Genomic DNA, 12737 nt, shown 5'->3' with positions numbered 1-12737 from the left:
AGAAGGTGTGATATTGTCAAGAATAGCGTTAATATCATGTACAAGTCTAAAAGAAGACTACGATTGCCCTGCTGTTGAGCTATATTCCAAAAGCCCGACGTTTCGACTTGCCTATGCATATGCGGAAATTGTTGCAGACGATATTTACGTACTTTCTGCAAAATATGGACTTGTATCGAAAGATCAGGTCTTAGCGCCATACAATGATACGCTCTTAGATAAATCTGAGGATGAAAAGAAAGACTGGAGCAAGAACGTTTTAGCACAGCTAAAAGACATAGCATCCCTTGAAAAGGATGAGTTTATTATTCTGGCAGGCAATAATTATTGCAAATATCTACTACCCAGTATCATAAACATTTACCTGCCTTTAGAAGGCAAACGGCAAGGGGAAAGGCAATCTGCACTTCAACGTTTAATAGCCTATGAGCGTGAAACAAATCTGTGCAAAGCGGTTCATCTGTTATTTAATAGGATGCCCAGAATGGATTATCAAATGATTGCTAAGATTCCCTTTGAAGATGGAATCTACATAATGTTCGAGAAAGGTCAAAAACAGGGGGAACTCGATAGGATTGTAAGAGTGGGGACTCACACCGCGGAGGGTCGCTTAAAGGCAAGATTAAAAGACCATTTTATCAGTCAAAATAAAGACGGAAGCATTTTTAGGAAAAATATTGGCAAAGCTTTGCTCAGTAAGAATAATGATCCATATCTCGATCTTTGGACACTGGATATGTCCAACAAAAAGAACACAGCCACCATCGACAAAGTAAAAGAGGCGGAAATCGAAACCGCCGTTAGTGATTACTTGCATAATAATATATCCTTTGTGTGCTTTCCCATTAATAATAATGAAGCTAGACTGCGGATTGAAGAAGCATTGATTTCACTTCTGAATTGTTCAGATGATTTTTATCCGGATAATAACTGGCTCGGCAAATCTAGCCCTGTAGATAGAATAAGCCGGAGTGGTTTGTGGTTAACCCAGGGACTCGATGCGGAGCCGTTGTCAGTTGAGGAGTTTGGATTTATTAAGGATAGTATTAGATTTGGGCAGATGCCGCATACGAAGCATTTAACGATGAATAAGAAAAAAGCTACTTCAGTTTTGCCCAAAATGGTGAAGCACTCAACGACGAATCTATCAGTGTCAGAAGTAAGGAACTATATATCCAATCTTTTGCAGCAAAAAAAAGCAGCAGGGGAAAGCACTTATATTTTACGAGCGGGCGATTTACAAAAGGAGTTGGGGCTTGTAAATGCGACTCCAACGGTTTGCGATGCAATGACTAAGAAACTTAACTATGAGTATGATATTATTTTTGCGCCGCCCAAAGGGAAGTCGACAAAACTGACAGTAAAGTACTATTTATGATTGTAGATAATAGAGCTACCCAGAAATGAACTACTATGGTCGTGATATCGTATATTTAAGATTTTCAACAGATCCACTAAGAGCGTATTGAAAGGGAAAGAGGTGGCGTAATGTCAGTACTAGATTCAAAGCAGCTCAGAAATGGGCAAAGCTACCCCGAAATATACAGGAACTTATAGAAAACAATGTATTCTGTTCAGCTTGCGGAGTAACTACTATTATCAAGTACTCTTTGCATGATGACGGAATATTTGGCGTCCTACTTAAGGGCAAATGTAAGAAATGTGGTCTGAACGTAGCGAGGCTTGTTGAGGATGAATAAGAGCCGAAAGCTCAAGCTTGATAAAAATTACAATCCAATTCCAACGAATGTAGGCGATGAAATATATCCTAATGGAATTTTTAACTTTAATATTTCAAAGATATTAGAACATATCACAGCAGGGAAACTTGAAGCTGAAATAGAGTTGATCAAGGTTAGTGAGTGGTTCAAGAGACATATTCGTGGTTCTGTAAACGAGGATCATCTGCCAAAGGTGGATATAACTAAGCCGATATTACAGGCAGAAATCCGACCAGGTGTGTTTGAAATAATCGATGGAAACCATCGAATCGAAAAAGCTTGCCGTAATGACGTGGAGTTCTTGAATTCATATAAGCTTAAAGGAGAGCAGCTTGTAGCCTATTTTGCTGATGTGCGAGGGTATAAAGCCTATGTAGAGTATTGGAATTCAAAGCTGTGAGCCTGATTGTAACAACGATTTGTTTTCGCCTTTTGGAATAGTGGTGATGAGGGAGGGGTTGATTTATGCGATCCAGATACTTGACCAAATCCCGATATAAATTGGGATTAGAATGTCCAACAAAACTTTATTATACGGGGAAATCCGAATACGCTAATCAAAATCTAGAGGATACGTTTCTGCTCGCTTTGGCTGATGGAGGATTCCAAGTCGGAGAATTGGCCAAGTGCTATTTTCCTGGCGGGCATGATATTAAGACACTGGATTATGACGAGGCACTACGTCAGACAAATGACTTGCTGAAGAATGATCAGGTTATCATCTATGAAGCGGCTGTTCGCTTTGAAACGCTTTTCATCCGAGTTGATATTCTAATCAAGAATAAGAACCACATCGAGTTAGTAGAGGTCAAAGCGAAATCGGTTGACACGGATTCTGAAGAAGCTTTTCTGACTAAAAACAGGTCGATTACCTCATCATGGAAACCCTATCTAGAAGATGTTGCTTTTCAGAAACATGTCATCCGATCTGCCTTTCCAGCGTATGCCGTTTCTGCATATCTGATGATGGCCAATAAAAATGCCCTATGTCCTGCGGACGGGCTTAATCAGAAATTCAAAATCACCAAAAATAAAAACGGGAGAAAAAGTGTTTTGGTAGCTCAAACTCTATCTGAGGAAGATCTCTCCGAACAGATTCTGGTCAAGGTCAAGGTCGATGACAGTTGTGACTTAATCTATTCCGAAGAGGTCATTGTCGGTCCGAAACCAATTAGTTTTGTTGAACATGTGAATTTATTGGCTAACTACTATGTCAGAGACGAAAAAATAGTTTCGCTGCCTTCTACTTGCTGCGTTCATTGCGAGTTCAAAGCGACTGACCAAGAGAGGGAGGTAGGCATGAAAAGCGGCTTTCATGAGTGCTGGAAGGAAGGTCTGAACTGGTCCGACGAGGATTTCAAGGATTCAACCATGTTCGAAATCTGGAATTTTCGAAAAAAGGACCTATGTCTAAATGAAGGACGCATCAAACTATCGGACATTTGCAAAGAAGATATTTCACCAAAAGATGATGACAATCTGGGTATATCCTCTAGTGCTAGGCAATGGCTGCAAGTAACAAAAGCTCAAAGCCATGACGCGACTCATTGGATCGATTCAGAAAATCTATACCGTGAGATGAGTGCGTGGGTTTATCCGCTACATTTCATAGATTTTGAAACCTCCATGGTTGCGATTCCCTTCAATAAAGGGAGACGTCCTTATGAAGGAATTGCCTTTCAGTTTTCCCACCATGTCGTGCAAAAAGACGGGCGGATTGAACATCGCGGACAATATCTTAACACCGCACCAGGGGTATTCCCCAACTATGGTTTTCTCAGAAGTCTGAAAAACGAATTGGACCAGGATCAAGGGAGCATTTTCCGATATGCTGCGCATGAAAACACGTACTTAAATATGATTTATCGGCAATTGGGGGAAGACCAAGAGGATATACCAGACAGGGAGGAACTCTGTAACTTTATTCGCACCATTACAACTCCAGTAAAAAAGAGTAAAGAGTGGGTGGCAGGGCCCCGCAATATGATCGATATGTGCGAACTTGTCAAACGATATTATTATGATCCCGCCACGAAGGGCTCGAATTCCATTAAGCAGGTTTTGCCAGCGATTCTGAATAGTTCACGATTCCTACAAGAAAAATACGCCAACCCTATTTATGGCGCCGATGGTGGTATCCCAAGTTTGAATTATCGAAACTGGAAATGGATTGAGTATGTCGAAGACAGGGTCCTTGATCCCTATAAACTATTGCCTAATATGTTTCAGGATATTTCAGAAAAAGACTTCGCAGTGTTGAGCGATAGTGATGAGTTGCGTGATGGAGGGGCTGCGTTAACAGCTTATGCTCGAATGCAATTCGAAGAGATGTCGGAATATGAACGTACGGAAATAGAGAAAGCATTGTTGAAGTATTGTGAGTTGGATACTTTAGCAATGGTTATGATTTACGAGGGCTGGAAGGATTTAGTTTACCCGAAATAAGAAAAGGTTTTAAAGAAATTCATCAAATCGTCTCCCGAGGATTATAATCACAACGCCGGTGAGATTCAAAGCGCGGTGGAATTGCAGCATCAGTAAACGGGGGGAGCATCAAGAAAAACAGGTAGTTTCTTATACCGAACAACCAATGCGGATGACCTAGTAGAACTCTGTAAGAACAAAGGTGGGGAACAACGGATCAAAGGAATCCGGAATGATGAATTCATTCAACAGGCTGCAGGAGAAGTGAGCAAAATAATTGTAGCTTGGGGAACAGCCCTTAAGGGATTTGAAAGGATCTATATCCGTCGGATCAAAGATGTACTTCGCCTTTTAAACCCACTGCCGATTACTTATGTCGATAGAGTATCCGAGAAAGGTCCCTATCCTTTACATGGTCAAGTCTGGGGCTACGAGATGGAGTTGAAAGACTGGAAGTTGGCTTAGTGCGCCGTCAGTTGCTCTAGGGTGGCGGGCAGCCGCCCTTCTTTGATTGGCGCATTACACATTTTGACAAGCTGAAAGTAGCGTTAGAAGTATGTGATACCTAGTAATCCTTTGAAAGGAGAATCCCCACTTATGCCACTGGAAATAATCCGAAACGATATAACAAAAATATCCGTTGATGCAATTGTCAACGCCGCAAATACTGCCTAAGTTCTGGCTTGGTAAGTGTTGGTAAAGAAAAAGGTAAAGTTGGCAGGAATGATCCTTGTCCATGCGGTAGTGGCAATAAGTACAAAAGATGCTGTGGAAAGTAGAGCTAAAGAAGGTGCGCAAGCCCGGGCGCGTAGTGAGCGCTGCGAGGTTGTTGAGTGAGTGGGACTGCGGGGTTAATCTCCGCTTTCCCCCTTTTTTCGGGAGGAAGGAAGCTTCTGGCAGGTTAAAGCCTGCTCTGTGTCAGGTATTGGACTTATAATTAGGAGCCGTTTGGTTTATTGTCAAAATAATTTAGGAATATAAGGATGAAAATAGTCGTATCAGAAACGAATAACAGCAATTTTGTTTCTATATTAACCAGTTAAATAAATAGGTTCGTTTTTATAAATCATGGTATAATTAGATATATCCTTTGTTTAGGAGTGATTATGAAGGCAATTAAAATTCAAAATAAAGATGTTCTAGAAGCGGTCAATTCAGGTTCATTATATATCGAAATTGGTAACCGAAAGTTTTTATTATTCGAAGTTGAACAATACAATGATGCTAATGTTTATGAGGTGACTGATACCGAAGAAGAACAACTGTTAGTAGAAGCTTTGGAAGGAGAAAACCCAATCCTTTCTGATTTAGAAATAGACATAATTTTGGGTTTTTCTAGAGAAGCATGAGAATACATTGGAGAAGATCGGCAGTTGATTCACTAATATTTCTTGATAAATGGAGAAGAGAAATAGAACTTACACCTATAGCATCATTTTTAAGGGGGCACATCAATAATTATTTCCAAGGACAGGACTTTTCCGTATATGTCCCAGGAAAAGCTGTTGTACTTAAAGGTTACCCCGTTAATTTAAGAATGCTGCTCATATCTGTTGGAAAATCTGAGCCATATAAGGTTTTTTATCGTATTACAAAAGATGATATTGAAATATTCCTGGTTCGTCACCCTCGGCAAAATCAAATGTTTTAACTCTAAGCGCATATTATCACTAACTTACAGAGTATGAATTTAACAAATTAAACGAGTTGTAGGGCGATTACGTCATATGAGCATTTGCTTCAATAAAAGCAGGTGCTTTTTACTTTCGGAAAAAGATTTTAGACAATGTGTACCCATTGCCAAGACAATATGTACCAAGGAAAGGAACAATATACATTGGCCTAGAAATTGTTGCCTAACTAAAGTAAATGCCAATACCCTATTGGCAGTGAATCGTTTCGGGATTTGCTTTAATTAGGATACAATACAGAGCGAATAATCTTGTCAAAATCTTCTCAAATCGTTGCACCTTCTGAAAATACCGATACTATGAGACGATAGCCAATTAACCGTGCAAGCGGTTAGCAGTTGCATACTAACTCAGGTCAAGGTGAATTTGTGAGAAAAAATATTAGAATTATTGGACTAAGCGCTGAAGCTTTTAGGTTCGGTGCCTGTTTATATCTGGGGCTTGGATTGGGTGTTATAATAAGAATTATGAAGTTATTGCAATAAATTAACAGCGTTGGCGGGAGGAGCATACAGAATGGGTGAGGTAAAGGTTACGGAGCTTAAGAAGTTTTTGGCAAGCCTCAATGAAGTTCAATTAAAAGGAGAAATCACAGAGCTATTTAAACTCTTTCCGGCTGTAAAAGAATATTACAAAGTCAAGTTAGATCCTGCGGGTGAAAAGGATATTCTAGAAAAGTACAATAAAATTATCGAGGATGAATTTTTCCAGGACAGAGGACTCGGGAAATTGCGTTACTCAGTAATGAAAAAGGCTTTGGAGGACTTTAGGAAGATTTCACGGTCACCAGAGAACATAGCAGAATTAATGATTTCATATGCGGAAAACGGAGTTGAGTTTACCGATGAGTATGGTGATATTGACCAAAAATTTTACAATAATATAGAGGGTATGTACGAAAAAGCCTTAAAGTTTGTTTTTGAGGAAAATCTTAATCAACAATTCCAGGACAGATTTAGGAAGATCATGGAGGCTAGTGACGGTATTGGTTGGGGGTTTTCGGATGGTTTATGCGATTTATATTATGCGTACTATGAGGATGAAGGTATAATAAAGCTACAAAAAGATGAAAAAGAACCAGACAATTTGAGGTCAATAGAAATAAAGCGTTCCGAAAATAATTATAACGAGCAGGAAAGACGAGTTAACGAATTTATTATACGTTGTGGTGGCAAGGATGACTCGAAAATTGAGGATGCTTGGTGCGAATATCTTGAGGAAAACCTCCAGTTTCCATTTTCGGCCGAAATTATTGATGATCCTGGCCCTTTGGAAGTAGGTGACATTATTAAAGTTACGGATATTGAAGGTATCTTTGATTTATACGGTATTGTTGTAAATGCGCGATTGGGAAGAAAAAAGTATTCATTTCCCCTATGCCTATTAGAATTAGTTGAAAAGAACAGTAAAAATTATCAATTAGTTGATGATTATAATTTATGATTCAGTAACCGATGAATAATTACGGAAGATGTATTGAGATGGACCAGGCAAGGGAAACAAAAGTAATGCAACCGTTAATGCAACGAGGGTAATAAGAGATAACAAAGCATAACAAAATAAGAAAAGGCACCGGTATGACCGATGCCTGAAACCCTTGGTACTAAAGGGTTTTAACAGAATAAGCTAAGCTGTAACAAGTTGCTCCGTGTCTTTGGGGTGGTAGAGGTCGCATGTTCAAATCATGTCGCTCCGACCAGTAATATCAAGGCTTTCAGCCTTTTAAGGTAGGCAGGTCAAACTGCAAGCTTTGACCAAATGCCGACCAGAAAATAGACCATTTTGAATGGTCTATTTTTTATTTTCATATAGCCATGACACATGATAATGCCGAAGAAAGTGCAAACGAGTCTTCGGTGTTTTTTTGCCTTTAAGTGCACAAAAGATACTGAAGAGTGAGAGTCTGGTTCCCCGAGATCATTGAAGTCGGAGCAGTCGTTGCTGACGGACACGGAGTATTGCAGTATTCCTTCGCCTCAAGATATTGAAGTAACGAAAAGGATCCAGGTTGCCTTAGAACCTATTTCAATATCTGTGCTTGACCACATCATTGCTGCAGGACAAGCGTATGTTAGCTGTTCCGAAAAGAGATTATTATAGACAAGTGATAGAACTGTTAGTTTTCAATACAGAACAATAATTGTAACTAAATGGAAATAAAATGAGATTTCGTTTAAAGAATAGGTTGAATGATAACAATAACCAATATAGCTTAAATCGGAAGTGATGCAGTGGTACCACAGTATTTCGCAAATCTCACGGGTGAGCCCTTTTTGTATGTTGAACTGAAGCAAGTCGCCAAACTAACCTTAGCAGGGCTCTCTAGTGTAGAAATCAGTGCAAAAATTATTGACGAAAACCTGTTCCAGTACGCCACAAATAAAAGCCTGGATAAGCTACTAAGTGCAACGCTTAAGCGAGTAGCAGTTCTAGATGAAATACTGTTAAACCTACTAGTTCAAGGTTCTCTCCATACAAGCAAACTCGTGGCCTTAATAGCGATCATGAAAACGAATCGGCTATTTCTAGAGTTTATAGAAGAAGTATATCTGGAAAAAGTACGGCTAGGAGAGCAGGAACTAGAACCTAAGGATTTTTGCATCTTCTTTAACAATAAAGCAGAACAAAGTCTTAAAGTGGCAGGGTGGCAGGAATCGACGCTCAAAAAATTGTCACAGGTCTATAGTATAATACTCTTTGAGGCGGGTTTGATTAATAGTACACGCAAGAAAAGACTAAAGCGACGAAGCGGTTGAAAGTCTTAACCAAACAGATGGACGAACTAAAAAAATATGACGAAGTGATTCATAATCTGGCTGATCAGCAGATTGAGATAGATCTGGATGACGGGGTCGTCGTCAATTACGCTAAGTTTCAGAAGGTGTTGGCGAAGATCTGACGAATGAGTTAAAAGGATTGAGAATGACAAACTAGCGCGCAATGATAATGCCAATAATTGGTTAATGTAGTCTTGGTGATTAGCACTTGGTGCATAGTCTGTAATTAAACTGAGGGGTGATATTTTATGATTTTAAAAAGTATTACCATTGAAAACTTTAGAGGAATTAAACATAACACCTTTGATTTTGATAATAAGTTCAACTTAATTATAGGTAATAATGGAATGGGTAAAACATCAGTGTTGGAAGCAATAGCTATTGGATTAGGTGGATTTATAGTTGGGATTGATGGTATAACTACAATACATTTCACACCTGACGATGTCAGAAGCATAGGCCATTTAGTAGGTGATGGTTCATACGATATTGAATACTTTACCCCTACCGTAGTTAGATGTATCGCGGATTTTGCGGACGAAGAAATTGTATGGAATAGAAGCAAAAGTAGCCAAAAGAAAACAACTAGAACGGTTACAACTAAAAATATTTCCAAATATGCTACAACACTCACAAAAAACAAAAACAATGTGTTTCCAGTTATCAGCTATCAAAGCGCAGGAAGAATGTGGACGCAAAAACGAGATAAATGGGAAGATGTATTTACAGTAAATTATATGCGTAATGTAGGTTACACTCATTGTTTGGCTTCCGAGTCCAATATTAGTATGCTTACCAACTGGTGTCAGAGAATGGAGCGCATCGCCTATCAGAAAAAAACAGAACTTGCTGAATATGAATCAGTAAAAAAAGCTGTTGGTAAGTTTATTGGTGTTTTAGAAAACACAGATATAAATAGTACCATCTTCTATGATGAGCGGACAGGAGAACTTGTGTATTTTTCCAATGGCGAGGCCTTGCCACTTAGATTCATGAGTGCAGGTTATCGTAGCCTTATTGGAATGGTTGCGGATATTGCTTATAGAATGGCCATACTAAATCCTGATTTAAGACGTGACGTTACAGAGAAAACCCCTGGACTTGTCTTAATTGATGAAATTGATTTACATATTCATCCGAAATGGCAATGGAGGATTGTTGAGGCTCTAATGCAAACATTTCCATATGTTCAATTTATTGCGACTACCCATTCTCCAGTTGTCATAGCGTCCTGTAAGGATAAAAAAATTATAAGTCTATTTGACTCAGATACTAGTACACCGATTATTGAGCTAGATACTAAATATATAAAATCTCCATACGGCTGGCGAGTAAATGATGTTTTGAATACATTCATGGGAGTTGACGAAAGATCGCCAGAAGTAAAACCACAACTTGAAGAAATCAAACAGCTGTCGTTTAAGAAAATCAAAAACCAATTATCAGATGAAGAAAATACCAAATTAAATCAATTGAAAGATGATGTGTATTCAAATCTTCCCCAAAATGATGCTGCTGTTGAATTAGCGGAACTTGGCTCAATTGAGGACATCCTAAAGGAACGAGGGAAGAGAAATGCACAAAGTAGATAGGTTGGCACAACCAGAAAGCCTAAAGAAAAATGCAAAAAAATGGACTGTTGACCTGTTAGCGGAAGTTCCGAAACATAGTACGTTTAATGATATCCCGCAAAAATTCGTAGATAAATATAGACAAGAAGATGTCAAATAAACATTACATGAAATGTTTGAGGGGCAGTGTTGTTTTTGTGAATCCCCAATTGGGGTTCAGGTGTTTGAAAGAATAGAACATTTAATGCCTAAAAGTAAATTTCCACACCTATGTTTTGAATGGTGTAATCTCAATTATTCTTGCGAAGTGTGTAATAGCAAAAAATATAAAGGGGATAAATGGGATGACGAAAATCCAATTTTAAACCCAACATTCGATGAGATAAAGAATTACTTAGAAATAGATATAGAAACGGCGAAAATACTGTCTATTAATAACGATTTGAGGGCAAAAACCACAATCGAACATACTGGCCTAAATAGAGAGGGTTTGATCGAACGTCGTAGAGATATTGTTAATAAATTAAAGGAATTGCTAAGAATAGCAGTAAAAGCCGGTGCTGTAGAAGATTTTAAAGATATTAAAAATCAATGTCAAAGAGTTGGGGATATCCATTTTTGATGAATACATTTGCTGACAAGCTTTAATAAAATGGTCTAGGAGGATGGGTGGCAAGTTTAGTGGATTTAGGGACTGAAGGAATCATATTCCATATAAAGGTGTGAAACAATATTGTCTGTAGAACTATTGGAGAATTCAAAGAAGTGGTACCAGCACTATTCAACCCTTAATCAAGTCGAGAGTTGTGAGTTCTTGAAAGAAACATTTAGATACACTTTACCTCAAGAGTTCGTCAAAAAGATTAACTTTGTGAACCTGTTTATGGACAGGTTAAATGGTTTGAAAAGAGAAAGACAGTTTGACAAAATCAGAGAGCTCTGTGACTCAATAGTGCCGCAAAAGCATGTCTGTGGTGAAGAATTCTTTTATGTGGATAAGTATATGATCGATGGAAAACTGAATAACAATCCCATTATTAAAACGGATGAATTACTTCTGGATAAGGTCTTTGACAAAAACTTGGGGGATTAGATGAATGGGCGGAGAGGAATCAGGCGTATCCCAAGTTTAAGGCTGTAGCCTTATGATTAATGTATAGAAATAGTAGGTGAAACCATGAATCATGACCAGATAAATGCAGCCCTGACCGATAAATTTCAGGCACCGTGTCGAGACGGGGCCCAACGGCAGATCATCTTTTGGTACGATGCTGATGGGGATTTCCAAGAGGTCGTCGATGAGCTGGAATTAGGTGAGGTAAAGCTTTGGTCGCGGGGATTCCGGGATGATCGGAGTGTATAAGATTGAAACGGAAGTCGTGACCGGATCTGGAAAATTTGAGAGATCTGGGCTTGGAAACAGCAGGGAAGCCAAAGAAAACACCCTGACTGCGTTTAATTATTTTAAAGCCAATAGTAGGAGCATCAGCGGTTCGATAAGCACTAAGACCAAGGATTACCTGCTGTATGTTCAAGATATCCAAGGCATCGGCATGACCCCTGAGCTGACGTTGACAGCCTTTATCGCGATGTGTTCTGGAGCTATGGGGAAACCTCCTCAAAGTCAGTTAGTCGTATTGGGTTCTATGAGTCTCGGTGGCACCATCAATAAAGTAGAAGAGTTAGCCAACACGTTGCAAGTGTGCTTTGATGCTGGAGCCAAGAAAGTATTACTTCCAATGGCATCGGCCACGGATATTGCCACCGTTCCATCAGAACTCTTTGCGAAGTTTCAGATGGCGTTTTATCAAAGTCCGGAAGATGCGGTGTTTAAGGCTTTGGGAGTGGAGTAGTAGGAAATTACTTTAGGTAGAGGATGTAATGTAATGTTCTATGAATCAGAAAATAGGGCTATTAAATTAGCCTGTAAGAAAGCTGGGGAAAATTTAGACCAGTGTATAGTTTTAGTGAAATAGTTGTAACTGGATATCGGTCATTCTGCTTCGTACTGCCTCAATTTTCTTCTTACTCCAGCCATTAAATAATGAATCGACATACTTTTTCGGCATAGAAGAGTACCCAAAAAATGCTGACCAAAAGCACCATGCGTAATATGAACGATCAACCATCTTCTGGTTCAAATAACGCTCCAATTGTTCCAGATCTTTTTATTACGATATCATAATCAAACCGAGATTCCGCCGGAGCCGGACAGCCTACCTCCTCAAATTCGGATCCGGATCCGAATTTGAACTACAGCCAGGCGGTGCTTCTTTTAGGGATCCCCAAGGAGGAACGGGCGCAATTCATCATTGATATGGATATCGAGGGAATGACCAAACAGGAACTCAGGCAAGCGGTCAATGAACGAACGCAGACCCTGCAAGAAAAAGACCAGGTTTTACAGGAAAAAGACCAGGCCCTGCAGGAGAACGCAGACCTCCAGAAATCAGTGGAAAACCAAAACGGTATCATCACCGAGCTGACTGCGGAGCTTGTCAATCTGAAGGTCCAATTGGAGAACGTCAAGACGTCCAAAGCGGAACTCGATAA

The 12737-nt window shown here is 39.4% G+C and carries 13 protein-coding genes and 4 pseudogenes; all 17 read left to right on the top strand.

Translation table 11 applies throughout. The features are described from left to right. Window positions 1-13 precede the first annotated feature (13 nt). Complete coding sequence (locus tag JL57_RS34090; RefSeq protein ID WP_291299937.1) at window positions 14-1378, top strand: DUF6884 domain-containing protein; 1365 nt, start codon at window positions 14-16, stop codon at window positions 1376-1378. Between the two features lie 314 nt (window positions 1379-1692). Next, entirely contained in the window at window positions 1693-2121 is a 429-nt protein-coding gene (locus tag JL57_RS10360; RefSeq protein WP_034141975.1) for a hypothetical protein, read from the top strand. Window positions 2122-2186: 65 nt separating this feature from the next. Beyond that, the gene (locus JL57_RS10355; RefSeq protein WP_034141974.1) at window positions 2187-4166 is read left to right on the top strand and encodes a DUF2779 domain-containing protein; all 1980 of its coding nucleotides are present in this window, start codon (window positions 2187-2189) and stop codon (window positions 4164-4166) included. A 138-nt stretch (window positions 4167-4304) separates the two neighbouring features. Continuing rightward, window positions 4305-4610, top strand: a pseudogene (locus tag JL57_RS10350) (DUF1643 domain-containing protein); the annotation flags it as partial. A gap of 224 nt (window positions 4611-4834) precedes the next feature. Further along, window positions 4835-4924: pseudogene (locus JL57_RS34085) on the top strand (SEC-C metal-binding domain-containing protein); the annotation flags it as partial. A 327-nt stretch (window positions 4925-5251) separates the two neighbouring features. Further along, the gene (locus JL57_RS10345; protein ID WP_034141972.1) at window positions 5252-5494 is read left to right on the top strand and encodes a hypothetical protein; all 243 of its coding nucleotides are present in this window, start codon (window positions 5252-5254) and stop codon (window positions 5492-5494) included. A gap of 858 nt (window positions 5495-6352) precedes the next feature. After that, window positions 6353-7279, top strand: a complete 927-nt coding sequence (locus JL57_RS34080; protein WP_291299936.1) for a DUF6155 family protein — start codon at window positions 6353-6355, stop codon at window positions 7277-7279. A gap of 477 nt (window positions 7280-7756) precedes the next feature. Further along, entirely contained in the window at window positions 7757-7936 is a 180-nt protein-coding gene (locus JL57_RS34075; RefSeq protein ID WP_366557007.1) for a JAB domain-containing protein, read from the top strand. 173 nt (window positions 7937-8109) lie between these two features. Continuing rightward, the gene (locus tag JL57_RS10330; RefSeq protein WP_291299934.1) at window positions 8110-8592 is read left to right on the top strand and encodes a DUF1819 family protein; all 483 of its coding nucleotides are present in this window, start codon (window positions 8110-8112) and stop codon (window positions 8590-8592) included. After that, entirely contained in the window at window positions 8589-8735 is a 147-nt protein-coding gene (locus JL57_RS34070; RefSeq protein ID WP_291299933.1) for a hypothetical protein, read from the top strand. Before JL57_RS10330 ends, JL57_RS34070 begins: the two co-directional genes overlap by 4 nt. A 126-nt stretch (window positions 8736-8861) precedes the next feature. Continuing rightward, on the top strand, window positions 8862-10205 hold the full coding sequence (locus JL57_RS10325; RefSeq protein ID WP_034141970.1) for an AAA family ATPase: 1344 nt from the start codon (window positions 8862-8864) through the stop codon (window positions 10203-10205). Further along, window positions 10189-10344: a hypothetical protein gene (locus JL57_RS34065; protein ID WP_291299932.1), complete on the top strand. Its 156-nt coding sequence runs from the start codon at window positions 10189-10191 to the stop codon at window positions 10342-10344. Before JL57_RS10325 ends, JL57_RS34065 begins: the two co-directional genes overlap by 17 nt. Before the next feature lie 60 nt (window positions 10345-10404). Next, on the top strand, window positions 10405-10806 hold the full coding sequence (locus tag JL57_RS10320; RefSeq protein WP_291299931.1) for a hypothetical protein: 402 nt from the start codon (window positions 10405-10407) through the stop codon (window positions 10804-10806). A 111-nt stretch (window positions 10807-10917) separates the two neighbouring features. Beyond that, a complete protein-coding gene (locus tag JL57_RS10315; protein WP_034141968.1) occupies window positions 10918-11277 on the top strand; it encodes a hypothetical protein in 360 nt (119 codons plus the stop codon). Between the two features lie 84 nt (window positions 11278-11361). Then, window positions 11362-11547 (top strand): hypothetical protein, encoded by a 186-nt coding sequence (locus tag JL57_RS10310; RefSeq protein WP_034141967.1) that lies wholly within the window; start codon window positions 11362-11364, stop codon window positions 11545-11547. Next, a pseudogene (locus JL57_RS10305) lies at window positions 11516-12037 on the top strand (S16 family serine protease); the annotation flags it as partial. The gene JL57_RS10310 and the pseudogene JL57_RS10305, both read left to right, overlap by 32 nt. A 356-nt stretch (window positions 12038-12393) precedes the next feature. Further along, a pseudogene (locus tag JL57_RS10300) lies at window positions 12394-12737 on the top strand (DUF3102 domain-containing protein); the annotation flags it as partial.

It is taken from the genome of Desulfosporosinus sp. BICA1-9 (assembly GCF_000802135.1).
Note: the sequence above shows the minus strand (reverse complement) of the source record. Positions and strands in the feature narration are given on the sequence as shown.